The sequence below is a fragment of the Streptomyces sp. HUAS MG56 genome (assembly GCF_058673395.1).
The window spans coordinates 10,004,788-10,030,328 of record NZ_CM178722.1 but is presented as its reverse complement, the minus strand read 5'-3'; the positions used below and the strand labels follow the sequence as shown (position 1 = coordinate 10,030,328).

The 25,541-nt window shown below is 68.1% G+C and carries 24 protein-coding genes and 5 pseudogenes; 8 read left to right on the top strand and 21 right to left on the bottom strand.

Translation table 11 applies throughout. The features are described from left to right. Positions 1-22 precede the first annotated feature (22 nt). The 8 genes and pseudogenes from AC4OXY_RS45835 to AC4OXY_RS45800 all read right to left on the bottom strand — a co-directional run bounded on the left by AC4OXY_RS45835 (position 23) and on the right by AC4OXY_RS45800 (position 4,433). On the bottom strand, positions 23-244 hold the full coding sequence (locus AC4OXY_RS45835) for a hypothetical protein (RefSeq protein ID WP_356039310.1): 222 nt from the start codon (positions 242-244) through the stop codon (positions 23-25). A 127-nt stretch (positions 245-371) separates the two neighbouring features. After that, positions 372-1,049, bottom strand: coding sequence for a hypothetical protein (locus tag AC4OXY_RS45830; protein ID WP_491992744.1), 678 nt, complete (start codon positions 1,047-1,049; stop codon positions 372-374). A 32-nt stretch (positions 1,050-1,081) separates the two neighbouring features. Then, positions 1,082-1,369, bottom strand: a pseudogene (locus AC4OXY_RS45825) (transposase); the annotation flags it as partial. 7 nt (positions 1,370-1,376) lie between these two features. Continuing rightward, positions 1,377-2,797, bottom strand: a pseudogene (locus tag AC4OXY_RS45820) (IS30 family transposase). Then, positions 2,748-3,473, bottom strand: a complete 726-nt coding sequence (locus AC4OXY_RS45815; RefSeq protein WP_491992743.1) for an IS3 family transposase — start codon at positions 3,471-3,473, stop codon at positions 2,748-2,750. The pseudogene AC4OXY_RS45820 and the gene AC4OXY_RS45815 overlap by 50 nt, the downstream one beginning before the upstream one ends. Continuing rightward, positions 3,470-3,754 (bottom strand): transposase, encoded by a 285-nt coding sequence (locus AC4OXY_RS45810; protein ID WP_491992742.1) that lies wholly within the window; start codon positions 3,752-3,754, stop codon positions 3,470-3,472. The genes AC4OXY_RS45815 and AC4OXY_RS45810 overlap by 4 nt, the downstream gene beginning before the upstream one ends. Further along, complete coding sequence (locus AC4OXY_RS45805) at positions 3,652-3,921, bottom strand: helix-turn-helix domain-containing protein (RefSeq protein ID WP_491994747.1); 270 nt, start codon at positions 3,919-3,921, stop codon at positions 3,652-3,654. The genes AC4OXY_RS45810 and AC4OXY_RS45805 overlap by 103 nt, the downstream gene beginning before the upstream one ends. A gap of 164 nt (positions 3,922-4,085) precedes the next feature. Further along, positions 4,086-4,433, bottom strand: coding sequence for a transposase (locus AC4OXY_RS45800; RefSeq protein WP_491992741.1), 348 nt, complete (start codon positions 4,431-4,433; stop codon positions 4,086-4,088). Positions 4,434-4,740: 307 nt separating this feature from the next. Here AC4OXY_RS45800 and AC4OXY_RS45795 point away from each other — a divergent pair, with 307 nt between their 5' ends. The 3 genes from AC4OXY_RS45795 (at position 4,741) to AC4OXY_RS45785 (ending at position 9,901) form a co-directional block, all read left to right on the top strand. After that, the gene (locus AC4OXY_RS45795) at positions 4,741-7,482 is read left to right on the top strand and encodes a PKD domain-containing protein (RefSeq protein ID WP_491992740.1); all 2,742 of its coding nucleotides are present in this window, start codon (positions 4,741-4,743) and stop codon (positions 7,480-7,482) included. 77 nt (positions 7,483-7,559) lie between these two features. Next, complete coding sequence (locus tag AC4OXY_RS45790; protein ID WP_491992739.1) at positions 7,560-8,522, top strand: ABC transporter ATP-binding protein; 963 nt, start codon at positions 7,560-7,562, stop codon at positions 8,520-8,522. Next, on the top strand, positions 8,519-9,901 hold the full coding sequence (locus tag AC4OXY_RS45785; RefSeq protein ID WP_491992738.1) for an ABC transporter permease: 1,383 nt from the start codon (positions 8,519-8,521) through the stop codon (positions 9,899-9,901). Before AC4OXY_RS45790 ends, AC4OXY_RS45785 begins: the two co-directional genes overlap by 4 nt. Before the next feature lie 178 nt (positions 9,902-10,079). Here the strand turns inward: AC4OXY_RS45785 and AC4OXY_RS45780 are convergent. Next, a pseudogene (locus AC4OXY_RS45780) lies at positions 10,080-10,409 on the bottom strand (transposase); the annotation flags it as partial. Between the two features lie 86 nt (positions 10,410-10,495). On the opposite strand from AC4OXY_RS45780, the gene AC4OXY_RS45775 reads away from it, so the two are divergent. After that, positions 10,496-10,870 carry a hypothetical protein gene (locus AC4OXY_RS45775; protein ID WP_491992737.1) on the top strand — a complete coding sequence of 125 codons (375 nt, stop codon included), beginning with the start codon at positions 10,496-10,498 and terminating at the stop codon, positions 10,868-10,870. Positions 10,871-11,154: 284 nt separating this feature from the next. Here the strand turns inward: AC4OXY_RS45775 and AC4OXY_RS45770 are convergent, their stop codons facing one another. The 4 genes and pseudogenes from AC4OXY_RS45770 to AC4OXY_RS45755 all read right to left on the bottom strand — a co-directional run bounded on the left by AC4OXY_RS45770 (position 11,155) and on the right by AC4OXY_RS45755 (position 15,063). Next, the gene (locus AC4OXY_RS45770; RefSeq protein ID WP_491992736.1) at positions 11,155-12,051 is read right to left on the bottom strand and encodes a cyclase family protein; all 897 of its coding nucleotides are present in this window, start codon (positions 12,049-12,051) and stop codon (positions 11,155-11,157) included. A gap of 209 nt (positions 12,052-12,260) precedes the next feature. Next, positions 12,261-13,229: an alpha/beta hydrolase gene (locus AC4OXY_RS45765; protein ID WP_491992735.1), complete on the bottom strand. Its 969-nt coding sequence runs from the start codon at positions 13,227-13,229 to the stop codon at positions 12,261-12,263. Between the two features lie 15 nt (positions 13,230-13,244). Beyond that, positions 13,245-14,104, bottom strand: a pseudogene (locus AC4OXY_RS45760) (LLM class flavin-dependent oxidoreductase). Then, entirely contained in the window at positions 14,101-15,063 is a 963-nt protein-coding gene (locus tag AC4OXY_RS45755) for an alpha/beta hydrolase family protein (protein ID WP_491992734.1), read from the bottom strand. Before AC4OXY_RS45755 ends, AC4OXY_RS45760 begins: the two are co-directional and overlap by 4 nt. A gap of 132 nt (positions 15,064-15,195) precedes the next feature. Here AC4OXY_RS45755 and AC4OXY_RS45750 point away from each other — a divergent pair, with 132 nt between their 5' ends. Continuing rightward, positions 15,196-15,822 (top strand): TetR/AcrR family transcriptional regulator, encoded by a 627-nt coding sequence (locus tag AC4OXY_RS45750; RefSeq protein WP_491992733.1) that lies wholly within the window; start codon positions 15,196-15,198, stop codon positions 15,820-15,822. 84 nt (positions 15,823-15,906) lie between these two features. Beyond that, positions 15,907-16,341 (top strand): GNAT family N-acetyltransferase, encoded by a 435-nt coding sequence (locus tag AC4OXY_RS45745; protein WP_491992732.1) that lies wholly within the window; start codon positions 15,907-15,909, stop codon positions 16,339-16,341. A gap of 360 nt (positions 16,342-16,701) precedes the next feature. Here the strand turns inward: AC4OXY_RS45745 and AC4OXY_RS45740 are convergent, their stop codons facing one another. Both AC4OXY_RS45740 and AC4OXY_RS45735 read right to left on the bottom strand, forming a co-directional pair. Further along, positions 16,702-16,866, bottom strand: a complete 165-nt coding sequence (locus tag AC4OXY_RS45740; protein ID WP_491992731.1) for a hypothetical protein — start codon at positions 16,864-16,866, stop codon at positions 16,702-16,704. Positions 16,867-17,579: 713 nt separating this feature from the next. After that, positions 17,580-18,032, bottom strand: a complete 453-nt coding sequence (locus AC4OXY_RS45735) for an ATP-binding protein (protein WP_491992730.1) — start codon at positions 18,030-18,032, stop codon at positions 17,580-17,582. Positions 18,033-18,202: 170 nt separating this feature from the next. Between AC4OXY_RS45735 and AC4OXY_RS45730 the strand changes: the two are divergent. Continuing rightward, positions 18,203-18,343, top strand: a pseudogene (locus AC4OXY_RS45730) (DNA-binding response regulator); the annotation flags it as partial. Between the two features lie 167 nt (positions 18,344-18,510). Here the strand turns inward: AC4OXY_RS45730 and AC4OXY_RS45725 are convergent. The 6 genes from AC4OXY_RS45725 to AC4OXY_RS45700 all read right to left on the bottom strand — a co-directional run bounded on the left by AC4OXY_RS45725 (position 18,511) and on the right by AC4OXY_RS45700 (position 25,014). Then, complete coding sequence (locus AC4OXY_RS45725) at positions 18,511-20,265, bottom strand: MFS transporter (RefSeq protein ID WP_491994746.1); 1,755 nt, start codon at positions 20,263-20,265, stop codon at positions 18,511-18,513. A gap of 114 nt (positions 20,266-20,379) precedes the next feature. Next, the gene (locus AC4OXY_RS45720; RefSeq protein ID WP_491992729.1) at positions 20,380-21,585 is read right to left on the bottom strand and encodes an NAD(P)/FAD-dependent oxidoreductase; all 1,206 of its coding nucleotides are present in this window, start codon (positions 21,583-21,585) and stop codon (positions 20,380-20,382) included. Next, entirely contained in the window at positions 21,582-21,806 is a 225-nt protein-coding gene (locus AC4OXY_RS45715) for a ferredoxin (protein ID WP_491992728.1), read from the bottom strand. Before AC4OXY_RS45715 ends, AC4OXY_RS45720 begins: the two co-directional genes overlap by 4 nt. A gap of 36 nt (positions 21,807-21,842) precedes the next feature. Then, entirely contained in the window at positions 21,843-23,081 is a 1,239-nt protein-coding gene (locus tag AC4OXY_RS45710; RefSeq protein WP_491992727.1) for a cytochrome P450, read from the bottom strand. A 129-nt stretch (positions 23,082-23,210) separates the two neighbouring features. Beyond that, complete coding sequence (locus tag AC4OXY_RS45705) at positions 23,211-23,693, bottom strand: MarR family winged helix-turn-helix transcriptional regulator (RefSeq protein ID WP_491992726.1); 483 nt, start codon at positions 23,691-23,693, stop codon at positions 23,211-23,213. Positions 23,694-24,195: 502 nt separating this feature from the next. After that, a complete protein-coding gene (locus AC4OXY_RS45700; RefSeq protein WP_491992725.1) occupies positions 24,196-25,014 on the bottom strand; it encodes a MerR family transcriptional regulator in 819 nt (272 codons plus the stop codon). Between the two features lie 130 nt (positions 25,015-25,144). Here AC4OXY_RS45700 and AC4OXY_RS45695 point away from each other — a divergent pair, with 130 nt between their 5' ends. Further along, a complete protein-coding gene (locus AC4OXY_RS45695) occupies positions 25,145-25,519 on the top strand; it encodes a nuclear transport factor 2 family protein (RefSeq protein WP_356038276.1) in 375 nt (124 codons plus the stop codon). The last annotated feature ends 22 nt before the right edge of the window (positions 25,520-25,541 follow it).

Sequence of the window (25,541 nt, the reverse complement as noted above, 5' to 3'; positions counted from 1 at the left end):
CGTGGCGTCCGCCGGGCCGCTCTCAGACGGACCCGGGCTGCTGGAAGGCCGTGCCGAGCGCGCTCAGTTGAGCGCGGCGGGCCTGCATGAGTTCCTCCGGTCGGCGCAGGGCAATGTCCAGGAGCCATACCCCGCGGCGGAACGGCTGGAAGCCGATGCTCTCCCACAGTACGGCGATCTTCTTCTTCGCCTGGAGCCGATAGGCCTCGGTGACCTGCTCGCGGTCTTCGGGGTACTCGCCCATGCCGGGAAACACGGCTACCGCGCAACAGCCCCCGGACAGGCGGCGGATCGCCTCGACGGCCAGCGCCGGGCCCAGTCTGAAACCCCTCCACGCCTTGTCGAGGCTGACGCGGTCGAGGATCAGAAGATCACCGACGGGATGGTGTGACCGCTTTCTCGAACGCGGCGCTGTAGCCCGTGCGTCCGGACCGGCCAAGGACGGCGGAAACGATGACCTCAAGATCACCGGATTCGGCGTCCGCCGCCTCCCACCGGTTGTCGCCGGTGTAGTCACGTAGCCTCCACAGGACGAGGTGCCCGATCTCGGTGCCCGCGGCCGGAGCGTGGCCGCCCCCTGCTTCTTCATCTTCCCACTCCTCGTCGCCCGCCATCCCGTAAGTGACCGCGACGTGCCAGGGTTCCAGAATGTCCTCGTAGTCGTACGGCACCGCGGGATGTCCGTGACCGTAGTGAAGATGAAGACGGGCGGGATCGCCCGGGAGTTCACTGACCGGCCGTTTCGGCATCGCTGATGTCATGGCCCAAAGAGTAGGAGCGGACACTGACACCCCACCGGGAAACGGTACGAATGAGACCACGGCCGCGGCTTGACCCCAATTGGGCTGAGCCCCTTCACAGTCCCACCTCTTGACCTGGATCGACCCGCCAGACCACCCCTGACCAGCACAGACCAATCCACCAGAACCACCTAGCAATGCGGTGAAGTCGCGCCGCAGCAGGTCGGGCACCGGCGTGGCGGACGGTTCGGGCACGGTGGTGACCTGGCGCTTGCGCAGCCGCAGCCCGGCGATACCGTACTTGCGCATGGGGCTTCCACCTTGATCGTGGACACCGGTTGTCATGCAGCGATGGCCAGCGTAGTTGATCTCTGTTCGAAGGCGACCGGCGCGAGGTAGCCGATCGTGGAGTGCCTGCGCCGGTGGTTGTAGAAGCCGAGCCAGCGGAAGACCGCGAGCCGGGCGGCTCGTTCGCTTGGCCAGCCGCGCCGGTCGGGAAGGATCTCCCGCTTGAGCGAGGCGAAGAACGACTCCGCGGCAGCGTTGTCCGCGGAGGTGCCGACCGCTCCCATGGACCGCCGGATCCCGGCCTGGCGGCAGGCGTCGGCGAACGCCTTCGACCCGTACTGGGTGGGTTCAACCAGTCGTTGCAACACCGGGTTGTTGGATCGAGCGTAGCTGCTCGGCGAAGACCTCGGCTGGGGTCTTCCAGCCGAGGATCTTGCGGGGGCGGTTGTTGATCGCCAGGGCGACGGCCTCGAGGTCCTCGGCGGACCACTGGCAAGGTTGGTCCCCTTGGGGAAGTACTGGCGCAGCAGCCCGTTGGTGTTCTCGTTCGTCGGGCGCTGCCAGGGCGAGTGCGGATCGGCGAAGAACACCTTCGTCCCGGTCTCGAGCGCGAACTGGGCATGTCCGGACAGCTCCTTGCCGCGGTCCCAGGTCAGGGTCTTGCGCAGCTGCTCGGGCAGGCGCGTCATCGACGACGTCAGGGCGGCGTTCATCGCGGCGGCGCCGTAGCCACCGAGCGACGGGCCGTTCTTCACGGGCGGTCTCTCGCCCCAGCCGTCCAGCCGCGGGAGGTGGACCAAGAGCGTCGAGCGGCTTGAACGCTCGACGAGCGTGCCGATCGCAGACCGGCCTGTGCCGATGATCAGATCGCCCTCCCAGTGCCCGGGAACGGCTCGGTCGGCGGCCTCGGCGGGCCGCTCGCTGAGGACCACATCGGCGGTGACGTGACCCTGTGGCTTGTTCCGCGTCCGGGCTCGTGGTTCCCGCAGCGCACGTCCGGTGCGCAAGCACGCGACGAGGTCGCGCTTGAGGGCTCCGCGGCCCTGGATGAACAATGCCTGGTAGATCGCCTCGTGGCTGATCCGCATGGACTCATCATCGGGGAAGTCGAGCCTGACACGGTGGCTGATCTGCTGCGGGCTCCAGGCCGTCGCCCACCGCCGATCTGCTCGGTGGGGCTTCATTTTGCGGCCTTTCCACTCGGCAGCGTCCGGCCCCGCCACGGCTGTGCCGTCAGCAAGCCGCACGGTGCCGTCCAAGCGCTCTTGGACATACTCGCGCAGACGGTCGTTGGTGACGAGCTTTGCGACCTTGGGGCGCTTGGCGGCCTGCTGCGTCTTCCACTGAGCGACCGTCGCGCGGTACTCCTGCTTGCCGCCGCGCGTGGCGGCGTTGCGGCGCAGCTCACGGGAGATCGTCCCGGCATCACGCCCCAGGGCGCGGGCGATCTGGCGCACCCCGGCGCCCTTCGCGCGCAGGATCGCGATCTCCTCGCGCTCCTCGAACGACAGGTAGCGGCCTGTGGGCTCAGCCAGCGGGATCGGCGGCATGCCGCCAGCGTGACGAAACCATCGGGCACCCACCGGCCACGACACACCGACCGCCAACGACGCCTCCACCGTCGTGACCCCGGTGGCGATCAGCCGCCAGAACTGGCGCTGCACCACCCGCGACGGGTCCGGCCGGCCAGGCGAGCGCATCGCCGGCCGAAGTGCCCGATCAGCACGCCACTGCCGACGCGCCCCCTTGGGAACATCGCTGGTCTTCAAACTCCAGTCCGCCGTGGCCACGCCGCACACCTCCGAGATCAGGGTGTTGCGACGACCAGTTGAATCCGCCCTGAGCCCCGTGATCGCTGTGGAAAATGACGCCGTCCACCTGGGTGCCGCGAGTGCGGACGGCCGCGTTGAGCGCGTCGATGACGAGCTCGGCCCGCATGTGCTCGGCCATCGACCAGCCCAGCAGGCGACGAGAGAACACGTCGATGACAGTGGCCAGATAAAGGAATTTCCCGCCGGCGACGGGCAGATAGGTGATGTCACCGACCCAGGCCCGGTCGGGGGCGGACGCGGTGAAGTTCCGCCGCAGCAGATCGGGCACCGCCTGGGCGGCGGGGTCCGGGATCGTGGTGCGGTGCCGCCGCTTCAACCTCCGCCCCTGGATGCCGTGTTGGCGCATGAGCCGCTCGATGCGCTTGCGGTTCACCATCACGCCGCCCGCGCGGAGTTCGGCGGTGATCCGCTTGGTCCCGTACGTCTTCCCGGACTCTGTGTGCACCTTGCGTATCCGCCGGGCGAGCGCGGCGTCGTCGGCCTTCTTCGCTGCGCGGGCCGGGGCGGTCTTCAGCCACCGGTAGAACCCGGACCGGGACAGATTCAGCACGGTGCACAGCCGCTTCACGCCAAAGGCGTCGCGATGGTCGGCAACGAACTCGAAGCGGCTCACCAGTTCGTCTCGCCCGCAAAATGCTTGGCCGCCCGACGCAGGATGTCACGTTCCATCTCCAGCTCGCGGACCTGCTTGCGCAAGGCCGCGATCTTCGCGTCCTTCGCGGACTCCGCGACCGCCTCGGGCCTCTCGGCCTTCTCCGCGGCCTTGATCCACTGCCGCAGCGTCTCGTGGTTCACGCCGAGCTCGGCGGCGATGCGTGAGACAGGCCGGCCCGACGAACGGACCAGCGCCACCGCGTCGGCCCGGAACTCCGCCGGGTACTTGTGGGTCCCCACCCGGGAATCCTCTCCCTGGACTCAAGATCCAGTGTCGAGGTGTCCACGATCAAGGTGGAAGGCCCCATGACCCGTCCGACACGCTTGTGGTTCACGTACTCACCGTCACCGCGCAACTCGGCAGTGATCCGGGGCCGGCCGTAGGTGCCGTCCCACTCGGCGTGCACGGTCCTGATCCGCTCGGCGAGCGCTGCATCGGCCCGCTCACGCGCGGCGCGGGCCTGACGGCCGGCCCGCCATGTGTAGAAGCTGGAGCGGGCGACCTCCAGCACGTGACACAACCGCTTCACGCCCCAGGCGTGGTGGTGGTCCTCGATGAACGTGAAGCGGTTCACCAGTTCATCTCGGCGGCGAAGAACTTCGTCGCCTTGCGCAGGCTGTCCCGTTCGGTGGCCAGTTTCTGGTTCTCCTTGCCCACGGTCTTCAGCTCCGCGCGCAAGGCCGCTATCTCGGCCTCCAGCTCCTGTTTCGTGGCCTCGCTCACCGAGACGTCCTTCGTGTTGGTGCTCGTCGTGCCGCGCTCACCACAGCGGGCCCGCTCGGCCCGCACCCAGTTACGCAGCGTCTCCCGGCTGACGCCCAGGTCCTTGCCGATGCCCTCGAAGGTGTGGCTCGGGTCCGACGGGTACAGCGCGACGGCGTCCGCCTTGAACTCGGGCGAGTAGACCTTCATCACCATAAGAGATCCCTCCTCCCCGGCCCCTACCGGGCCGGGTTCAGAGGTGTCCACCACTCGGGGACAGGTCCCGTTCTGGGCTGGGGGGCATAGCTGCCAAAGGGTGACCAGGATGCATGCAGAGAGGCAGTGCGCGCGATGACGCGGGCGTGTCGGCTCGCGGGGGACGCAGGCAAACATTGCGTGGCGAGTAAAGTGGATCATGCTGGCTGACTTGTCGTGCCCCTGACTTATCGTCACAATCCCGTATGGCTCCATTCAGCGCGCGTAGATTCGCGCGCCCTCGCGCGCCTCCGACACGGGAGTGCCAATGAAGAGATCGAAGAAGTTACTGCTGCCCGGTGTCGCCAGCCTCGCCCTGCTGTTCGGCGGGGTGGAGAGCGTGGCTCACGGCGTCGGGATCGCTGACGCCGCCCACCACGCGACGGGTGTCGGCTCGTGCACGCTGAAGGGGTACAACCCGGCGACGACCCCCCCGAACGCCAAGAACATGCCGCTCGGCAAGCGTCCGATGACGTACAAGCCGGACGACTTCGACTGCTCCGGCGCGAAGTTCGCCGCGCCCGGCGTGGAGTTCGCGAAGTTCCCGCAGCCCAAGAACTTCAAGATCACCGACAAGAGCGTCGTGCAGACGGTCGGTGGCCATCAGACGATCATAGGGAAGCCCGCAGCGGCGGTGAACCCGCTGGCGCCGTACTTCCCGCCGTTTCAGCACTTCGTGATCATCTATCGCGAGAATCACACCTTCGACGACTACCTCGGCGACTGCGCGACAACGATCGCCGCCGGCTGCAACGGCCAGGTGGAGAGCACCAACCACATGAGCTCCGTTCCGGACCTGCACCAGCTGGCAAAGACTTACTCGCTGTCCGACTCGTACAGCACCGGCGTCCAGCCGCCGTCCGGCCCCAACCACTGGTTCCTGTTCTCGGGGCAGTCCTCGTCCAGCAGCCAGCAGCAGTCCTACCCGTCGAACGGCACCCAGTTCGACCGGTTCCTGCAGAGCGACCAGGGCCCCACGGACGAGGGCACCAGTGCCTGCACCGCTCCGTCCGGCACCAGCAGCGGCACCAGCCCGTACTCGATGATCGTGAACGGTGACATCTACTGGATGCTCAACAGTGGCAGCGGCTACTGGAAGAACCCGGCCGACGGCAAGATCGAGGTCCTGCCGCCCAACCGTCCGGGCACGACCATCCCCGAAGAGCTGCACACCAACGAGTACACCTGCAACAACCAGAGCATCCCCGACAGCACCGTCTCCGGCGACTACCTCAAATTCGTCAACCAGTACGGGATGCCGGCCTACAACTACGTCGAACTCTTCAATGACCACCCCGGCACGTACCAGGACATCGCCGGGAACGACACCGCGACGAACAACATCGTCAGCTCCATCATGAGCAACCCGACGTACAAGAACAACACGCTGATCGTCGTCACCGAGGACGACACCCAGAACGGCAGCAACGGCCCGGACCACGTCAGCAACACCTACCGCGTGCCACTGCTCGTCATCGGGAACCCGGCCTACGTCAAGCAACACTACGTCTCGCACGTGGCGTATACGACGGCCAACGTCCTCGCGGCGATGGAGCGCACGATGGAGAACGTGCACTCCGGCGTCATCGACCCGAACAACAACCTGGGCGCGTCCACGTTCCCGATGACGACCGCGGACCAGGCCGCGCTCGGCGACCCGCTGGAGGACTTCTGGGTCCAGGGTGCGACCCCCCTGTCCGCGAGCGCCAAGGGCTCGCCGACCACCGGCAACGCGCCGCTGACGGAGAACTTCACCGGCTCGGCGACCGGCGGCACGGCCCCGTACACATACAGCTGGAACTTCGGTGACGGGTCGACCAGCATGTCGCAGAACCCGAGCCACACCTACAGCACCGCGGGCACCTACACAGCGACACTGACCGTCACCGACAGCGCCTCGCCCGCCAACACCGCGACCTCGCAGGTGACGACCACGGTCAGCGCCGTCGGCAACCCGCTGGCCGCAAGTGCCTCGGCCACCCCGACGTCCGGCCAGGTGCCACTGAACGTCGCCTTCACCGGCACGGCCACCGGCGGCACTCCGGCGTACAGCTACAGCTGGAACTTCGGTGACGGGGCGACCAGCACGTCGCAGAACCCGAGCCACACCTACAGCACCGCGGGCACCTACACAGCGACACTGACCGTCACCGACAGCGCCTCGCCCGCCAACACGGCATCCTCGACGGTGACCGTCACAGCCGACCCGATTGCCGCGACGCCACCGGGTGCGCCCACCGGCCTGACGGGGACCGCAGGGACCGGACAGGTCTCGCTCAGCTGGACGCCACCGGCCAGCACCGGCGGCGAGAACATCACCTCGTACAAGGTCTACCGCGGCACCTCCAGCGGCACCGAGTCGCTGCTGACCAGCGGCGGCTGCAGCGGACTGGGCGCGGTGACCTCGTGCACCGACACCGGGCTCACCACCGGGCAGACCTACTACTACAGGGTCACCGCGGTGAACGGCGTGGGCGAGGGGGCACAGAGCAACGAGGCGTCCGCCACCCCCACCGGAAGCACCGGGTGCCAGGCGAAGCAGCTGCTCGGCAACCCCGGCTTCGAGAACGGCAGCTCCAACCCGGCTCCGTGGACCGCGTCCTCCGGCGTGATCAACAACTCCTCCTCCGAGCCGCCGCACTCCGGCAGCTGGGACACGTGGCTGGACGGCTACGGGACCACCCACACCGACACCCTGTCGCAGACGGTGACTCTGCCGAAGGGCTGCACCTCGGAGCAGCTGAGCTTCTGGCTGCACGTGGACACGGCGGAGACTTCAACCACAACTGCCTACGACACGCTCAAGGTGCAGGTGCTCAACAGCTCCGGCACGGTGCTGGGCACCCTGCACACCTACTCCAATCTCGACCGCATCACCGGATTCGCGCAGCACACCTTCGACCTCTCCCCCTACGCGGGACAGACGGTCACGCTCAAGTTCACCGGCGCGGAGGACTACGAGTACCAGACCTCCTTCGTGCTCGACGACACCGCGATCAACGTGCAGTGACCAGCGCCACTCGGTAACGGCCCCCGTTCCCCCAGCGGGACGGGGGCCCACTCGCTCGCCAGCTGAGGAAGGAACGGATGGACACGACGATCGCAGTGAGGGGACACGGCATCACCAAGGTCTTCGGTGACGTCGTCGCGCTCGACCATGTCGATGTAAGCGTCGCGCAGGGTCAGATTTACGGCCTGGTCGGCCCGAACGGTGCCGGAAAGACCACGCTGCTGGGCCTGATGCTGGGCCTGGCCGTCACCGACGAGGGGGATCTGGAGATCCTCGGCACTTCAGTGGGCCGTGGGCTGCCGGCGCCTGACGGTGTCTCCGGATTCGTCGACGGACCCGGCCTCTACCCCACTCTCACCGCGAAGCAGAACCTCGCGACGCTGCTTTCGCTGCAGCCTGATGACTCGCTCGCCGGTGATGTCGGCGATGCTCTGGAACAGGTCGGACTCACCGAGGCCGGCGATCAAAAGGTCCGCGGCTTCTCCCTGGGCATGCGCCAACGACTGGGACTGGCCGCGGCCTTGCTGACCAAACCGCGCCTGCTCGTGCTCGACGAGCCGTCCAACGGCCTGGACCCGGCGGGCAAGAGGCAGGTGCACCAGGTCCTGCGACGGCTCACGGCCCAGGGCGTCACGGTCGTCCTGTCCAGCCATCGGATGGACGATCTGGAGGCGCTGTGTTCCGAGGTCACCATCCTGGCCAAGGGGCATGTGGTGTTCTCCGGCCCGCCCAAGAAACTCACCGATGACAACCACGAACTCGACTACCGGCTGCGCGCCCTGGATCCGTCCGCCGCGCACGCTGTCGCGGCCGCAACGCCCGGCGTTCGCGTCGTCCAGGACTCCGACGGCGTGGCGCGACCGGACAACGACGTGATCGTCGTACGCGCGCGAACGGCTGCTCTGGACGAACTCCTGGCGCGGATCGTGCGCGCGAACATCCCCGTGCGCGAACTCGCGCCCGTCGTCTCGCCGCTGGAAGCAGCCTTTCTCTCCCTGACGGACCAGCTCGCCCTCACCGGGCAGGAGACCGACCAATGACCACGCCCCTCGCCGACGCCCCCGCCGCCGGAGCCGGCGCCGCGCTGAAGCCCGGGACGGCCGGCAGACGCCCGGTTCCGGTGGTCCGGATCCTGCGGATGGAGCTGGTCAAGCAATTCTCCGCCTGGCGGGTGCGCCTGCTGGTGCTGCTGTGCTGGCTCGGTCCAGGCCTGCTGGTGTTCGCGATCGACCAGCAGAACACCCTGCCGTCCGATACCCTCTTCGGCCGGTGGATGCACGCCACCGGCTGGGCCGGACCGTTGGTGGTGCTCGGCGTCGCCGGCACATGGGCCCTGCCGCTGGTCACGTCCGTGGTCGCCGGCGACGTCTTCGCCTGCGAGGACCGGCTGGGCACCTGGCGCCACCTGATCATCGCCGTCCGCTCGCACCGGCGGATCTTCGCAGCCAAGGCGATCGCCAGCGTCACCGTGATCGGACTGCTGGTAGCCGGCCTGGCCGTCTCCAGCATGCTCGGCGGACTGCTCGCGGAGGGGAACCAGCCGCTGGTCGGCCTGGACGGCCACCTGCTCACCGGCGAAGACGCGGCCGGCAAGGTCCTGCTGGCGTGGGTCTGCGTACTGGCGCCGACACTCGCCCTGGCCGCCATCGGGCTGCTCGGGTCGGTGGCCCTGGGCCGATCCCCGATGGGCCTGCTGCTGCCCGTGATCGCCGCCCTCGGGATGCAGACAGCGCAGATGCTGCCGCTGCCGGTCACGGTGCGCCTGGCACTGCCCAGTTACGCCTTCATCTCCTGGAACGGCCTGTTCACCGATCCCCAGCAGCTGGGGCCGTTGCTGATCGGCATCGGGGTCAGCCTGGTGTGGGCGGTCGTGGCGACGGCACTGGCCTGTCTGCTGTTCCTGCGCCGGGACTTCACCAACCTCAACAACGACGGCGCCGGACGCAGGGCGCTGACCTTGGGTGTCCTCCCACTGGCGGGCGTGCTGGCCGCGACGGTCGGTGCCGTCGCCGTCGGGACCGGGGCGGGCGGCTCCGGCATCACCCAGGACAAGGTGCAACGCTCGGTGGCCACGGTCTTCTCCCACCTCTACCCGTCCCAGCAAGAACAGATGCACCAGCCGGCGGTCACCGCAGCGCAACTGCAGACCACAGCGGCCTGCGACAAGAGCGAGGGGCTCGGAGCGCAGGCAGGGCCGGGGAACGACTGGCGCTGCACCGTCTCCTGGAACGTCCCCGGTTACAACGTCACCGCCCAGGCCATCTACCAGGTCGATGTCACCCCCACCGGGCGCTACATCGCCGACGGGGACGGACCGGTGCAGGTGAACGGGTACTTCCTGATCATCAATGCCGGCAAGCCGACCCCCAACCCCCTGTGGCAGTTCGACGGCAACGTCGACCTGATCTCCGATCACTGAGTCAACTGGTCACCGAGCCAGCCGGGCGCGAGAGCCCACCGGGTCTCGCGACCCAGCCGGCCCGCTTCCACCGCCGCGACGGCAGGCTCGGTACCGCGTCCGGCGCGCAGCAGCGAGGCGGCGGGGTTCGGCACCAGCGAGATCAGGCCCGGGTCCCAGTTGCCGATGGCCCGCCGCCCTACTGATCTCTTCGGATTGGTGGCGGCTGGTGGGTGAGTGTGAGTCCGGTGCCGGCCAGGCAGCCGTCGATCAGGTCGGGGCGGAGTTGGATGTGGCGTAGGCCCCGCCGGAGGGTGCGTTCGAGGTGTTCGTCGTCGGTGAAGGCGGTGTTGGCCAGCGGGCCGCGCCGTAACAGCGACCAGTCGCCCTCGACCGGGTTCAAGCCCGGTGCGTATGAGGGCAGTTGGATGATGGTGAGCCAGTCGTGCGCGGCCGCGTAGTCGCGCATTCCGGCGGCCCGATGGGTGTTGAGATTGTCCCAGATCAGCACGATGGGTGCCTGGAGCTGGTGAGCTGTCCAGGATCTCGGGCTGTTCCAAGGCCGCGAAGTGCCCGCCCTTGTCGGCCTCGCCGTAGTGGATCAGATTGCTGTAGGTGTCTTCGATCCAGCTACGCGGCACGCGTGGGATGTCCCTCGGGAAGACGGTCACCGCGACCGGAAGCGTCACCCGCTACCGAGTGCTGCTGGCGCTGCGCCGTGGCGAGTACGGCGAGGCGATCCACAGCCTGCTCGGGCCAGTCGATGAGCTCCTCGCCGACCTCGTGAAACGAGGCCAGGACACCGACGTGTTCGCACAGCACCTGCCGGCGGGCAGTCTGAGTCAGGTTGCCTACGGCGTCGTGTTCGCCATCGCGGACAGCGACCTGTCCAACGGGACCCTCGGCGCCCAAGCAGCGACGATCACCAGCCTGCTGATGCTGGGAGTTCCCGAGACGCACGCAATCGCCCTCGTGGGCGACCAGCCCTGACCCGCAACACGCAGAATAATGACTAATTAGATTAGGCTGGCGGGAGAAGTCAGCGACGCAACGCAGCGCGCCCGGCCAGGTTCACGACCGCAGGGATCTCGGTTCCCACGTGGGCGCCCACCGAAGTGGCAGGCAACACCATGCGGTGGACTGTGGGATGAACCCGGCGAGACGCCACAGGTCTGCAGCCACCAGGTACAACGATCTCGCGGTCCGCTACGGAGCGACCGCGCTGCTCGCAGCCATCACAACAAATGGCTGAGAGCAGCACTTTCGCAACGAACCTAGAAGACTGCGAGAGGATTGGCCGGGAGCCCGGTCGCGCCGTGCACGGGAATCGTGCCAAGCGCGAACAGGAAACTGTATCGCCCGATTTCGGCGCATACCCGCGCCAGCTCACCCACGTTGACGCAGTCGATCAATGGCATTCCAAGCTCGGCCAGGGCGATGTTGTGCAGGACGGGCGATCCGCCTGACGGTCCAGGGAGCTTGTCGCCGATGTCGCCGGCGTACAGGCACACTTCACGTTCCGCCATCCACTCGACGGCGCTCAGCGAGGTGGTGGGCAGGGGGCCGAAAGGATCGTCGGCTGCGACCCATCCCCCGCGCACAACCAGCGCATCACCGGACTCGACCCGCACTCCCTGTCGCTCCTCGGCCGCCGCGAGGTCGTCCGCGGTCACGACATGGTTCTCCGCGAGCCGCTCTCCCGGCGCCAGGTCGAGAAATACCCCCCGGGTCACGATTCCGTCGACGAACGCTGACGATGAACTCCGGCTGACCGTCGCCCCGGCAGTTGCCTCGGCGACTGAAACACCGGGGTAGACGGTGCCGTCGACCGGTATGTGCGCCAACGCGTCGATGTGCGTCGAACGCGCATGGTGGACGTTGATCAGCAACACATCGGTCAACGCCGGGGCGGGCGAACCGGTGAACGTCATCGTTTGCAGTACTGCGGCCGGCATGCTGTGCTCGGCGAAGGCGACCGGCGCGGCTATGGGTACCGGTGTGATCGGGTGAGCCAAGGAGACAACACGACCCGTCATGGCTTCGGCCACGCCGCGGACACGCGCAGCGGCCGTGATGAAATTCAGGGTGCCTCGGTCGTCGTCGGCGCCCCAGCGGCCCCGGTTGGTCAGCGGCCTCTCTCCTTGCGGCCGGGCAACTTCGTTTGTGTCCATCTTTCCTCACAGTTCAGAGTTGACTTCGTAGAGGTGCTGGCTCAGTGCGGCTCAGCCGACCTCGTGAATGTCGGGGACATCACTTGGCCCACCGGACAGTGGTCTGTCTTCCCGCTCCAGGCAGGCACGCTTGGTGCCGTGTCAAGGAGTCGACCCCGAGTTCGGCCTGCGAGTTCACGCGCGGGCAGATCACGTCGTCCTGCTGCTTGTCAGCCCGCAGCCAAGAGTCGCCGGACCCAGGCCCTTCGGGTCGCCGATGCGGTCTGCGAGAGCGCAGCTTGTGGCGCGATGCCGTCGAACCCGTGGAAACCGCCCGGCCAGACGTGCAGCTCGGTCTGGACGCCGGCCTGCAGCAGCCGAGCGGCGTAATCAATGTCCTCGTCGCGAAAGGTCTCGACAGAGCCGACGTCGATGAAGGAGCTGGGCAAGCCGGTCAGGTCGGTCGCCCTCGCGGGCGCCGTGTAGATGCTGACGTCACTGCCACCTCTGCGTTCGCCGAGCAACGCGTTCCATCCGGTCATGTTGCTGGTGGTGTCCCAGAGGCCCTCGCCGTCCAGTTCCTGGCTGCTCGGTGTGAGGAACCGGTCGTCGAGCATCGGGCACATGAGCAACTGACCCAACAGCTTAGGGCCACCGCGGTCGCGTGCGAGAAGCGCCACGCCAGCCGCGAGCCCGCCGCCGGCGCTCGCTCCGGTGACCACGATGCGGTTCGGGTCACCGCCTATCTCCGTGGCGAGTCTATGGGTCCCCAGCAGACCCGCGTAGCAGTCCTCGATCGGCGCCGGGTCGGGGTGCTCCGGTGCCAGGCGGTACTCCACCGACACCACGATGGCGCCGATGTCGACGGCCCAGTCCAGCACGCCGCCGGCTACGGTGCGGTTGGTGCCGATGATCAAGCCGCCGCCGTGCATGTAGTAGAGGATGGGCGCTCCTGCCGCCAGACCCACCGGCTTGAGGACGAGGAGCGAAACCTCCGGAGCACTCTCCGGGCCGGGTACGGACAAGTTCTGCAGTTGGACCGTCCCGTTGCGCGTCAGGAGCTCGTCCGGGACCGCGAACATGGGCTTGGTCCGCAGTTCCTCGATGTCCTCGGGGGTAATGGTCGGTGATAGGTGCTCGTGTACCACCGTCAGCACTGCGGCGAGCTCAGGGTCGAGCGGCGGGTGCGTCCTGGCCATCGGCGATTCCTCGGTTCAGGGGGCGGTGATCTTGTCGGAGAGAGGGGCGATGATGGTGTCGGCAACCCAGCGTGCGACGCCGGTCGGGTAGGGCGCGCCTAGGCCGAGCACGATGTGGCTGAACCCGCCATCGAGCGCCGCGCGGATGGTGTGGCGGGTGTGCTGAGGCCGATCGTAGGAGACGGGCAGGACGATGGATCGGGTGATCTCAGCCGGGTTACGGCCAGTCTCCTCGCACAGCCGGTCGAGCGTGGCGCTACGTTCGATCGCCTTGTCGATGCTGCCGCCGGGCATGTTCCACCCGTCCGCATGCTCGGCAACCACGCGCAGCGTCCGGGTGGCCTGGCCGCCGACCAGGATCAGGGGGCGGGATGCTGGACGGGTTTGGGACTACAGAACGCACCCGTCAGCTGGTGGTACTCGCCGTGGAAGTCGAATGGTGCGGTTTCGGTCCAAAGTCTGCGGATGATCGTGCACGCCTCGGCGAAGCTTCCGACCGCGTGGGCGGCATCGTGGAAGGGAAGGCCGTGAGCTGCGTACTCACGCCGGGCCAACGGCACGTCGGTGCGAGAACCCGCGCCGATACCGAACTCGAGCCTGCCGCCGGAGACGGCGTCGACAGTGGCGGAGATCTTGGCCAGCATGGCCGGTGGGCGGAACCTGTTGCTGGTGACCATCACCCCGAGCCGCAACCGCTCGGTTTGGGCCGCGAGAGCGGACAGCAGTGTCCAGCCCTCGAAGGTGGGCCCGTTCGGGTCGCCACCGAGCGGCATGAGGTGGTCGAACAGCCAGGCATGCTCGATTTGAGGGATGCCGTCCGCCTCGTGCCAGACCCGCAGGATGTCGTCGTAGGCGACCTGCGCCGGGGCGGTCATGATTCCGAAACTGGATTTACCGGCCAGTGCTTCGAGTCGATGCTTCCCAGCGGGTCGGCGGCCGCAGCCAGAGTCCGACGGGCGGTAGGCCACGCGTCGTTGTCCAGGCCCAGCGCGGTACGCAGATACGCCAGGGTGGCGTGCTGGACGAGCGCGACACGCTCGGAGCTTTCGTCGGTGGTGCGCGTGTCGTTGGCTCCCTGGATGCCGCCGAGTCCGTGTTCCGCGCCGAACAGGGTCAGCAGATCGGTGGCGCCCGGGCTGAGGCGGTAGCCGTCGGTGAACCAGTCCGGACCACGCACCGTGAGCGGGGACTGGTCCGCGTCGCCGGCGACCATAAGACTGGGTGTCTTCAGCTCGGCGAAATCAGGGTTCATGAACGGGAAGTACCGGGTGGCGAGCGGGCTCAGGTCGGCGCTGCCGGTACCGGGCAGGCACAGCAGCACGGCCGCGCTGACTCGCGGGTCGGCCATGCTCTCACCGGGAGTGCCGTCGGCGTCGACGACCCGTGCGCCCGCCAGGGTGCTGGCGGTCTGTGCGCCCCAGGAGTGTCCGGCGACCGCGATGCGGTCGTGGTCGATGCGGTCGGCCAGCCCGGGCACGGCGGCTTCGATGGTGTCGAGCTGGTCGAGGACGTGAGTGAGGTCGTCGGTGCGGATGCGCCAGATGAGCGGGGTGCGCGGGTCGTCGGGGGCGAGGCCGAGGGAGTCGAGATGTGTTGGCTGGATGACGACTAAGCCGCGGGCGGCCCAGAAGCCGACCAGTGGTGCGTAATCGTCCATGGTCAGGGTCATGCCGTGCGAGAGGACGACGACGGGCAGGTTGTGGCCGGCCGTGGGCGCTGTGACCCGTACCTGCACGTCCTGGCCGCGGTCCGGAGCGGGCAGCGCGATCGGGCTGACAGAGATGACTGAGGCGGTGAAGGCGTTGCCGCCGTCGACTGACGTGGTGCCGCTCATGTGGTGGATGCCTTTCTCAATATGCCCAGTGGGCTCGTGCGGCGCGGCGTCTGGCATCATTGAAAAAGTGGAGCGCCGCTCCGGATCAAAATACGGAGCAACGCTCCGTTTTGCAAGTAGGAGGTGTTCACGATGTCCACAGCCGACAGTCCGCCAGCAACTGCAGGTCGCAAGCGAGCAGACGTCCGCCGAAACGAGCAGAAGCTCCTGGACGCAGCTGCGGCCGTGTTCGTCCGTATGGGGGTCCACGCTCCCGTACGGGAGATCGCAGCAGAATCAGGCCTCGGCATGGGCACCATCTACCGCCACTTCCCCACCCGGGCGGACTTGGTGGTCGCGGTCTTCCGGCACCAGGTTGACGCACTCGCCGCAGCTGCCCACGCGGCGCAGACTGCCGATGCCCCCTACGAACTCCTGCGGCAGTGGGTCCATCAATTCGCCGACTTCCTCGTCACCAAACACGGCCTCGCCGAGGCGCTGCACTCGGACCGAGCCGGATTCGAGAGCCTGCACAACGAGTTCGTCGAACGCCTGCTGCCCGTGCTCGACCAACTGCTGAAAGCGTCCGCCTCCGCTGGCTACACACGCGCCGACGTACGGGCCTACGACTTCATGCTCGCCATCGGCAACCTGTGCATCGGAATCGAAACCTTCCCCGACTACCAGGCCCGCCACATGATCGACCTGATGCTCGCCGGCCTTGCCCAGCCCGCCCCGGCACCGACAGGCAATGAGGTGAGGTCAGCAACTCGGCCTTGACGTGCTCCCTGCCTAAAAGAGGTCATCTCACTTAGCATGACATTCACTTGGAAAAACCAAGTATCACGGTTACGCTGCCGCTCCATGATCACTAGCGGTGGAAACGACGGGTACGAGTTCTCTACAGACCCGGATCGCCTCGACGTGGAACTAGTGCACCGTTGGCTCTCGACGGACGCGTTCTGGGCCCTGGGGCGTTCCCGGGAAACCGTCGAAGAGTCGGTGCGCGGGTCGCTGAACTTCGCCATCTACGACGCCAGCGGCGACCAGGCTGCCTACGCTCGCGTGGTCACCGACCGTGCCACCTTCGCTTGGCTTTGCGACGTTTACGTTGCCCCCGCCCACCGCGGCAAGGGACTCGGGACGTGGCTTGCGACAGCGGTTCGCGACCACCTTGCTCCCTATCGGCTCAAGCGCGTCCTCCTGTCGACCCTCGACGCGCACGAGATCTACGCGAAGGCCGGTTTCGCCCCGGTACCGCACCCGGAGAACTTCATGATTCTGAACGCCGAGGGGTGAAGGGAGCGGACAGCCTGCGGTAGCAGATGAGGGTGCAGGCGATGCTGGTGAAGGCCAGGAAGTGGGCGGCCTGCGGAAGGCCCAGTAGTCGTCGAGGTCGCCGTTGCTGGTCACGGCGCGGAGTTTGAGGACGGCTTCGGCGCCGTGCAAGCCCCAGCGGGCGCCGGTGATGTCGAGGCGGTGATCACTAGCCGTGAGTGTCGGGCAGGCGCCGCGGGGCTCCGCGGCCAGCCGTCCCTGCAGCGTAGGTGCCCCGCCGACGGGGGAAAGGCGGGGCAGGATCAGTGTCGCAGCCCAAGCCCCGCCCCGCGCGGTATTCGCCGCACCCGTGCTTCTCAATGGCTGAGTCCGTGCGCTCGATCAGCCGTCTTGCTGCCGTCCGAGGATGGCGGCGAGCTGGTCACGCTGCTGCTCTTCCTCGGCCACGACCTCGGCGAGGATCTCCCGGTCGATGTAGCCGTCGACGGCCTCCATCACCAGGCGCTTGAGTTCGGCCGGGTCCAGTGCCTCGACCTCCCACTGCACGGGACGACCGACGTCGAAGCCGTAGTGGCGGGCGAATCCGGGCCAACGCGGATCGTCCCGTTTCCCCTCGGCCGGCGGCAGCTGATACTCGCGAACCTGCCCGTCTGTCGGCAGGACTCCGCTCCACCCGTTCCCAGCAGCCGGTGCGCTGTACCCAGTCGCGTTCGATGTCGGAACCGCTGGCGTCGAAGTCGCCGATGTTTCTCCGGGGCGCCGCGAGCGTGCGGTTGGAGTTCACGCAGCTCAGAAGCAGTCGAGACGACCATAGCGGGTGCAACACGTGTGGTGCACGCAAGCTCGCCGGACGTTCAGTCTCAGAGTCGCCACTAGCGAAGGTCGCGGCCGGTATGGCACATCGGTTGCGGTTGATGCCAAGCCCATGATCATGGACCTGATGCCAGTTGCGGACGAGCTTGTCGCATCTCGGTGTTCGGCATGGGTATGGCCGCGATCTCCGCGGAGACGGTCTCCTCGCGGACCGGAGCGGCGCGCTCCCTGATTCCCCCGCGTCGCGGCCTCGCAGACCGCGCGGCGTTGGTTCGGGGCGAGATTCTCTCGACGACGGTTCACATGGCGGCATGGATGCCCGCCGGCCTCTTCCTTGGACGCCTGACCCCACGCCGCACGGTCTTCGTCGTTGGCAGCTGTCGCGCTGTGCGAACAGTACCGCGTCACCACGCGCGGCCGATCTGGAAAGGAGAGGTCGGCGCCGGTCAGGCCGTGGCGTTGACGTCGGCCCAGTGGACGGCGTGTCCGGGGTGGCCGTGCTCGCCATGGGCGGCTGTGATGTGGCCGATGATGTCCATCCCGCGGCCGTGCTCGTCGGGGGTGCCGCTGGCGGCCCAGTCGCCCTCCCTGTCGGCGGGGCCTCCGTCGGAGACCTCGATGTGCACCCGGCGGGTGTCCGCGTCGCGGTTCAGCGCGAGGTTCAGTGGGGGCTGGGCGTGCTCGACGGCGTTGGTGACGAGTTCGGAAACGGTCAGCAGCACTGAGTCGGCCGCCTCCTGGGGGACACCCCACCACGTCAGGAGCCTTTGGGTGATCCTGCGGGCCTCTCCGGCGGCTTCCGGGCGGTGCGCGAGGGGCCAGGCACCGCCCGTTGCCTGTCGCGACCTCCGGGTGACGCCCCGCTGCAGGGGGATGGTGGGCGCGTAGGTGCAGGTCATGATCATCACCTCTTCCGGCGCCACGGTGACGCCCGGGACTCCAGGCTCCTAACGGCCTGTATCCACTTATACCATCTCTCTATATAGTTTGCCTATATAGAGAGATGGTATATATCTCGAGCCGAGGATCTTGACCTGGTGGACGACGAGATTGCAGCTGGCCGGTAATCGGTATCGCACGCCGTCTCTGGGTCACCGAGGGCACCGGCGAGAAACACGTGCGCAGCATCCTCGGCAAAGTGGGCCTGTCCGAGACCGACGATAACCACCGGCGGGTACGAGCCGTCCTGACCTTCCTGCAGGCCCCCTGATCCCGCGCCGAACAGGACGCGGTCCGGCGACACCTCCGCGGTGCGGGGGAACGCATGGACATGGCAGCTGCCCGCCAGGCCGCGGGGCGCCCGGAACCGGATCAGCATGTCGGCCGCTGTCCCTTCTGACGGCCCGACCCGTCCAGCGGCCACTGGCTCCCCGGTGCCTAGGTCACAGTGGCAGTGCAGGGCGCTCGTCCCGGTCGGTCGTCGACTACCCCGCCTGCTGAGGTCGTCGCGAGGGGGCTGGTGGAGGTTGCCGTGGGTGTGGGCTCGCCGCGGTTGCGGATCAGGGAGGTGGCCGCGGCGGCGAGGGCCATGGCGATGGCCAGGGTGAAGACGACGACCAGGCCGTCGTGGAAGGGCCGGGAGATCAGGTGGGGGAAGAATTCCCGCCCGGTCAGGATCGCCGTGTTGGCTCGAGGGAGGTGGTCGAGGATGGCCGGGCCGAGGAGCTGCCGGACGGGGTTGTAGCCGAGGAAGGCCGAGAACAGGACCCCCACCGGCGGCAGCGTGGCGACGGCGTGAGCGGCTGGGGCGGGCACGTGCTGGGCGGTGAGGCCGGAGCTGAGGGTGTGCGGCAGTGAGCCGGCGAGTCCGGCGACCATCAGGGAGAAGAAGACCCCCATGGACAGCACCGTGCCGGCGTTCTGGAAGGTGGCGCGCATACCGGAGGCGGCGCCGCGGGCGTCCGGCGGAACGCTGGACATGATGATCGAGGTGTTCGGTGCTGCGAACAGCCCGTTGCCGAGGCCGTTGACCAGGACCAGGGCGGCGAAGAGGCCGTAGGGGAAGTCGGTGGGCAGGAGGAGGAGCCCGGCGAGGGAGGCGGCCATCACGACGCATCCGGCGACGGCGAACGGCCGCGCGCCCCATCTGTCCGACAGGGCTCCGGATACCGGTCCGGCCGCGAGGAAGCCGATAGTGAGGGGCAGCAGGTAGATGCCGGCCCACAGCGGGGTGCGGGCGTAGTCGTAGCCGTGGAGCGGCAGCCAGATGCCCTGCAGCCAGATGATGAGCATGAACTGCAGTCCGCCGCGGGCGATCGCGCCCAGCAGGGTGGCCGCGTTGCCGCCGGCGAAGGCGGCGTCGCGGAACAGCCGCAGGGTGAACATCGGTTCGGCGACGTGCGCTTCCACGATGCAGAAGACGGCCAGGGTGAGCGTGCCGCCGACGAGACCGGCGAGCACCCAGGGGTCGGTCCAGCCCATGGTGTGTCCGCCGTACGGCTGGATGCCGTAGGTGATGGCAGCCAGCAGTGCGGTCAGGCCGGCGCCGAAGGTGAGGTTGCCCCACCAGTCGATGCGTCCCGGAGTACGCGTGCCCGTCTCGTGCAGCGACTTGTACGCCCACACGGTGCCGATCAGCCCGATCGGCACGTTGGCCCAGAAGATGGAGCGCCAGTTCCACTCCACGAGCGCGCCGCCGAGGACCAGGCCGATGAACGTGCCGGCGATGCCGGCGACCATGCTCACGCCGAGGGCCATGCCGCGCTGCCGGGCGGGGAAGGCGTCGGTGAAGATGGCGGTCGAGTTGGCCATCAGCATCGCACCGCCGACGGCCTGCACGATCCGCCACCCGATCAGCCACAGTGCACCGGCCGAGCCGTGCAGCGGGTCGACCGAGAGGATCACCGAGGTGACGGTGAAGATGACGAATCCCGCGTTGTAGATGCGTACCCGGCCCCGCATGTCGCCGAGTCGGCCGAGGGTGACGACCAGCACGGCAGTGACCAGCAGGTAGCCCATCAGCATCCACAGCAGGTAGCTGACGTTACCCGGCCGGAGCGGGTCGAGACGGATGCCGGTGAAGATCCCGGGGAGCGAGATCAGCACGATCGAGCCGTTGATGGTTGCGATCATCAAGCCGAGCGTGGTGTTGGTCAGCTCCACCCATTTGTAGCGGGGGTGGTCGGCGCTGATCCAGGCACGGCGACCGCGGGGACGGACGCCGGGGGCGGTACCACCCGTAGGGCGGGGGTCTGGTCGGTGGTCACCGGCTGCCTTCCCTCCTTGTTTCCTGGGGGGACGAGCGAGTCAGTTCACGGTTGCCGGGCTGAGCGCGGGTGTGGCCGCGAAAGCCGTCCAGGGAGCGCGGTCGACGACCAGGCGGCGCAGCGTGCGCACCTGGCGCGGAGCGTTCCAGCCGAGTACGCCGACCACCCTCCCGTGGTGCCCGTAGGCGGCGGCGAAGTGGCCGTCCGCCGGGTCGCTGTAGACGATCCGCATCTCCGAGTCCGGCGGGAAGATCCCGAACGCCTGGATCCTGGTGTCGTACTGGTCGGTCCAGAAGTAGGGCACGGGAGCGAACGGAGTCGCGTCGCCGAGCAGGTTGCCGGCCACGGCCATGGCCTGTTCGGTGGCGTTCGTCTTGTGCTCCAGTCTCATGCGGGTGCCGAAGTGCGGGTTGACCCACGAGGCGACGTCGCCGGCCGCGTAGATGCCGGGTGCCGCCTCGCACATTTCGTCGCACTCCACACCGTCCCTCAAGCGCAGCCCCGAACCCGACAGCCAGCCGGTCGCCGGCGTGGAACCGAGGGCCAGGACGACTACGTCGGCCGGCAGCGTGGTGCCGTCGCCGAGGTCCACCCCGGTCACCCGGCCGCCCACTCCGTGCAGTCTGCGCACCCCCACCCCGCAGCGAAGGCGGGTTCCGTGGTCGCGGTGCAGGTCGGCGACGAGCTCGCCCACGCGGTCCCCGAACGGACGTCGCACTGGGACAGGTTCCGGCTCGACCACGGTCACCTCCAGGCCCATGACCCTGGCCGCTGCGGCGACTTCGGTGCCGAGAAATCCGGCGCCCACTACGACCACCCGGGGCCCGGCGAGCAGCGCGGCCCGCAGGGCCAGGGCGTCGTCGAGGGTGTGCAGGACATGGACTCCGGCCAGATCACTGTCGGGCAGGCGCCGCGGGGCCACACCGGTGGCGATGACCAGCCCGTCGAAGCCGGCGCTCTCGCCGTTGTCCATGTGCACCCGGCGGCCCGGGACGTCGAGGGCCGCGGCGCGCTGTCCGAGTCGCAGATCGGCCTTCAGCCGGTCGAGATCCCGCAGGGTGCGCAGGGTGGCCCGTTCAGGCTCCCAGGCGCCGGTGAGGATTTGCTTGGACAGTGGCGGACGGTCGTACGGCGGACGGGACTCGTCGCCTATCAGGGTGAGTTCACCGTTCCAGCCGCGGCGGCGGAGGGTCTCGGCCGCGGTCAGGCCGGCGGCTGAGGCTCCTACGATGACGATCCTCTTCACGCCTCCGCCCCCTGTTCCTCTGCTCCCTCTTGTTTCACCCAGATCGCCTGGGCCGGGCAGAGGGCGACGGCCTGCCGGACATCGTCCGCCAGGCTGTCAGGCGGCTTCTCGGTGAGGAGTACGACGATGCCGTCCTCCTCGCGCTGGTCGAACACCTCCGGTGCGCTCAGCACGCACTGCCCGGAGGCCACGCACTTGTTCTGGTCGACGATCACCTTCATCGGATCCTCCTTTCACGGGGCGGCACTTGGCCGCGGTCACCAGGTGACGGGCAGTTCGTAGACGCCATAGACGTTCCCGTCGTGCTTGAATGGGATCTCGTCGGGATCCACAGCGAGCTTCAACGTGGGGATGCGGCGGTACAGGGTGCCGTAGACGACCTGCAGCTCCACCCGGGCCAACGGCTGGCCCAGGCACTGGTGGACGCCGAAGCCGAAGGCCACGTGGTGGCGGGGGTTGCTGCCGATGTCCAGCCGGTCGGGGTCGTGGAAGGCTGCAGGATCGCGGTTGGCGACGTCGCTGGAGAGGACGACGCCCTCGCCGGTGCGGATGGTCACGCCGCCGATCTCGATGTCCGCCAGGGCCACTCGGCGGCGTCCGCTGTGCACGATGGTGAGGTAGCGCAGGAGCTCTTCGACCGCCGAGCCGAGCGTCTTCGGATCGTCGCTCTCGCGCAGCCGGTCAAGCTGGTCCGGGTTCTGCAGCAGGGCCAGGGTGCCCAGCGCGATCATGTTCGCAGTGGTCTCGTGCCCGGCGGTCAGCAGCAGCATCCCCATGCTGGCCGCTTCACGCCGGGAGAGCTCACCGGCCCGGACCCGCTCGGCCAGCGTGGAGAGCACGTCGTCGGCCGGGTGGGCGAGTTTGACGCCGATCTGCCGGTCCAGGTACTCGAGCAGCTGCTGTGTGGCCACCCGCGCCTGCTCCACGGTGCTGGTGGTCTTGATCAGGATCTTGCTGTTGGCCTGGAAGAAGTCGTGGTCGGCATACGGGACGCCGAGCAGCTCGCAGATCACCAGCGACGGCACCGGCAACGCGAACTCCTGGACCAGGTCCACCGGCTTGGGCCTGGCGAGCATGGCGTCGATCAGGCCGTCGACGATCTTCTGAATGGCAGGCCGCAGCGTCTCCACCTGCCTGATGGAAAAGGCCGCGGTCACCATCCGGCGAAGCCGGGCGTGCTCCGGATCATCCATGTTGATAAAGGTCCGCGACTGCCTCCGACGCTCCTTTTGGGCCGGGCTCAGATGGGGGTAATGCGGGAGGTCGCTCTCCGAGCTGATCCGCGAATCGGCCAGCAGAGCCCGTACGTCGTCGTAGCGGGTGACCAGCCACGGGGTGCTGCCGTCCCACAGCCGCACCCGGCTGATCGGGGCCTGGTCCTGCAGGGTGTGCAGGGCCGGCGGCGGATCGAAGGGGCAGCGGGCAGCCCGGGCCATGGGGTAGTCCGGTACCTGCGCCGACGGCGCATCGGTGCCGGGTGCCGAGAAGGTGCTCATGGTCTCCGCCCTTTCCGTAGTCGGATATGGGGGCAGTGCGGGGACCGGGCTCCGCCGCGCGGGGCGCGACGGAGCAGCGGGGACGGTCCCGCCTGCGGGAGGAGACACCGAAGAGTGCAGCCAGGAGGCTCAGGAGGGTGATTCGCCGCCGGAAACGCGAGGTTGCGAGGCGGATCGGACCATCCGCCGCACGATGGGCAGAGCCGTGCGCATGGCCTCGCCCAGCGCCCGCACGTCCTGTTCGGGCAACGCGTCCAGCATGTCGCCGACTCGGGCACACTGCGCGCGCCGGCGCTCGGCCATCAGCTCTCGCCCGGCTTCCGTGATGGCAACCAGGCGGACCCGCCCGTCCTCGGGATGGGTCACTCGAGTGGCCAGGCCCTGGTCTTCCAGCCGTTGTACCAGGGCTGTCATCGACGGTTGGGCGATGCCTTCCGCCGCTGCCAGCGCGGTCAGCCGGATCGGTCCTTCCTGCTCCAGTCGGCTGAGCGCCGCGGCGGTGGTCAGACTCATGTTCTGCCGCTCGGACAGAAGGTGCCTGACCATCCCGGTGGCCAGCTCGCTCAGCGCCGCCGCCACCTCCTGGTGACTCTCTTCAGGTGTCTCATCCATGCCCTATTTATATCCTACATCTATATTTTGTATCCATATAGAAGAGTGATGTAAATGCGGCCGGACGCGTCGCCGGTCTCCGACCAGAACACGGCAGGTGGCCTGCGCCGGGAGATCAATGGCCCCTGCGGCGACCAACTGCTGATCTGCCCCCGGCGACGGCAACCTCCAAATCATCGAGCCCGCACGCAATGTGACCGGCGCGTACGCGGCGCTCGCCGATGACCTAGCCGAGGACGCCCACCCGGTTCCCGACTTCGCGCACGCACTGTGCCTGCACCGGCCGCCATAACAGCGGCCGGCGGAATTCCCCGTGGACGGCCAGTTACGAGTCCCCGCCGGGCGGCCAGTTGGACCCGCCGGCTGCCGGTCTGATTGTTCTGCGTAGCCAGCATCGGAGGCATCAGGAGCAGCCGGTAGCCCTCTCCGTGTCAGGCCACAGCCGGTGACCGCCCGTGCGGGCAACCCGGGACGCCGTGTCGGTACCGTCCGAATGGCCCGGCTAGTTGCTCGCGCGGAAGATGGGCCAGCCGACCTCGGTGACCAACTCGTCCTCGACGGTCACATCGACGGGGCTGCGCAGATAGAACTCGCGCAGCGGGCCGTCAACACTGATCTCGTGGCGCGCGGCATGGGTGCCCAGGTCGCCGTAGGTGAGATCTATGGTCTGCAGGGTCCCGTGGTGAACCGCGACCGCGAGTTCCGCGCCGGGCACGACCACGGCGTCGATCCGGCCGACCGGGCGAACCTCACCGTCGAACGGGACGAACACCAGCGCCTGCCCGTGCTCGTCCTCAAGCAGCTCATTCGCGAAGAGACCGCCCATCGGGCCGGTGGTGCGCAGTCCGCGGGCGGTGGTGAAGCCGTGCAGCTCGCCCAGCGCCCCCTGCCACCAGCCCGCGAGGTCCTGGCGGTGGATGACCTCGCGGATGCCGATGGCCGCCTGGTCACGGACCGTGCGGTATTCGATGGTCGACCCGTGCACGGGCCGGGCCAGTAGGTCGCGCAGCGATTCGACGGCGCTCTGCGCCTGCGCGAGCCGGTTCTCCAGGCGCGCGAGATGCGCGGCGATCAGCTGGTTGCGGGTGCTCACGTCCTCGGCGGCCAGCACCGCCTTCACGTCCGCCACCGGCATGTCCAGGTTCCGCAGGCGCACGATCACCTGAGCGGTGGGCACCTGGTCCGGGGAGTAGTACCGATAGCCGGTTACCGGGTCCACATCGGCCGGCGTGAGCAGCGCGACGTCGTGGTAGTGCCGCAGCGTCTTGACGCTCAGATGGGTCGCGCGGGAGAACTCGCCGACCGTCATGCCCGTGTGCATGGCACCAGTGTCAACCCTCCCCCAACTGGAGGGTCCAGCGGACGATCTCCGGTTGACCCTCCCGTGCAGGTAGGCCCCAGGGTCGGCGGTAGGCGCCGCACAGCGCCGAGGCCTTACGAGGAGACTTCCCATGAACACCAATACCCAGGCCACAGCTCTGCCCGATGTTGTCGCCGCCTATATCGAGGCGGTCAACGCCTTCGACGCGGACGCCGTCCTGGCGACCTTCGCCGACGACGCCGTGGTCAACGACGCGAGCCGCGAGTTCGCCGATCCCGCCTCGATCCGAGCCTGGCTGGACCGCGAGATCGTCGGTGACAAGGTCACGATGAAGGTCACGGAGTTCGCGCGTCACGGCAACCTGATGGTTGTGCGGGCGCGCTACGACGGCGAATACGACAAGACGAACCTGCCCGACGAACTGGTGCTCACCAATTACCTCACGGTCGCCGACGGCAAGATCACCTCGCTGGTCATCGTGCACAACCAGCCCTCTCCCTACTGAGGGCGGCTCCCCGGCGATGGCT

Excerpts from the sequence above, each read along its gene's own strand:
- AC4OXY_RS45835 (WP_356039310.1), bottom strand. The coding sequence starts at position 244 with ATGGGCGAGTACCCCGAAGACCGCGAGCAGGTCACCGAGGCCTATCGG.
- AC4OXY_RS45830 (WP_491992744.1), bottom strand. The coding sequence starts at position 1,049 with ATGCGCAAGTACGGTATCGCCGGGCTGCGGCTGCGCAAGCGCCAGGTC.
- AC4OXY_RS45800 (WP_491992741.1), bottom strand. The coding sequence starts at position 4,433 with ATGGTGATGAAGGTCTACTCGCCCGAGTTCAAGGCGGACGCCGTCGCG.
- AC4OXY_RS45795 (WP_491992740.1), top strand. The coding sequence starts at position 4,741 with ATGAAGAGATCGAAGAAGTTACTGCTGCCCGGTGTCGCCAGCCTCGCC.
- AC4OXY_RS45790 (WP_491992739.1), top strand. The coding sequence starts at position 7,560 with ATGGACACGACGATCGCAGTGAGGGGACACGGCATCACCAAGGTCTTC.
- AC4OXY_RS45785 (WP_491992738.1), top strand. The coding sequence starts at position 8,519 with ATGACCACGCCCCTCGCCGACGCCCCCGCCGCCGGAGCCGGCGCCGCG.
- AC4OXY_RS45770 (WP_491992736.1), bottom strand. The coding sequence starts at position 12,051 with ATGGACACAAACGAAGTTGCCCGGCCGCAAGGAGAGAGGCCGCTGACC.
- AC4OXY_RS45765 (WP_491992735.1), bottom strand. The coding sequence starts at position 13,229 with ATGGCCAGGACGCACCCGCCGCTCGACCCTGAGCTCGCCGCAGTGCTG.
- AC4OXY_RS45755 (WP_491992734.1), bottom strand. The coding sequence starts at position 15,063 with ATGAGCGGCACCACGTCAGTCGACGGCGGCAACGCCTTCACCGCCTCA.
- AC4OXY_RS45750 (WP_491992733.1), top strand. The coding sequence starts at position 15,196 with ATGTCCACAGCCGACAGTCCGCCAGCAACTGCAGGTCGCAAGCGAGCA.
- AC4OXY_RS45745 (WP_491992732.1), top strand. The coding sequence starts at position 15,907 with ATGATCACTAGCGGTGGAAACGACGGGTACGAGTTCTCTACAGACCCG.
- AC4OXY_RS45735 (WP_491992730.1), bottom strand. The coding sequence starts at position 18,032 with ATGACCTGCACCTACGCGCCCACCATCCCCCTGCAGCGGGGCGTCACC.
- AC4OXY_RS45715 (WP_491992728.1), bottom strand. The coding sequence starts at position 21,806 with ATGAAGGTGATCGTCGACCAGAACAAGTGCGTGGCCTCCGGGCAGTGC.
- AC4OXY_RS45710 (WP_491992727.1), bottom strand. The coding sequence starts at position 23,081 with ATGAGCACCTTCTCGGCACCCGGCACCGATGCGCCGTCGGCGCAGGTA.
- AC4OXY_RS45705 (WP_491992726.1), bottom strand. The coding sequence starts at position 23,693 with ATGGATGAGACACCTGAAGAGAGTCACCAGGAGGTGGCGGCGGCGCTG.
- AC4OXY_RS45700 (WP_491992725.1), bottom strand. The coding sequence starts at position 25,014 with ATGCACACGGGCATGACGGTCGGCGAGTTCTCCCGCGCGACCCATCTG.
- AC4OXY_RS45695 (WP_356038276.1), top strand. The coding sequence starts at position 25,145 with ATGAACACCAATACCCAGGCCACAGCTCTGCCCGATGTTGTCGCCGCC.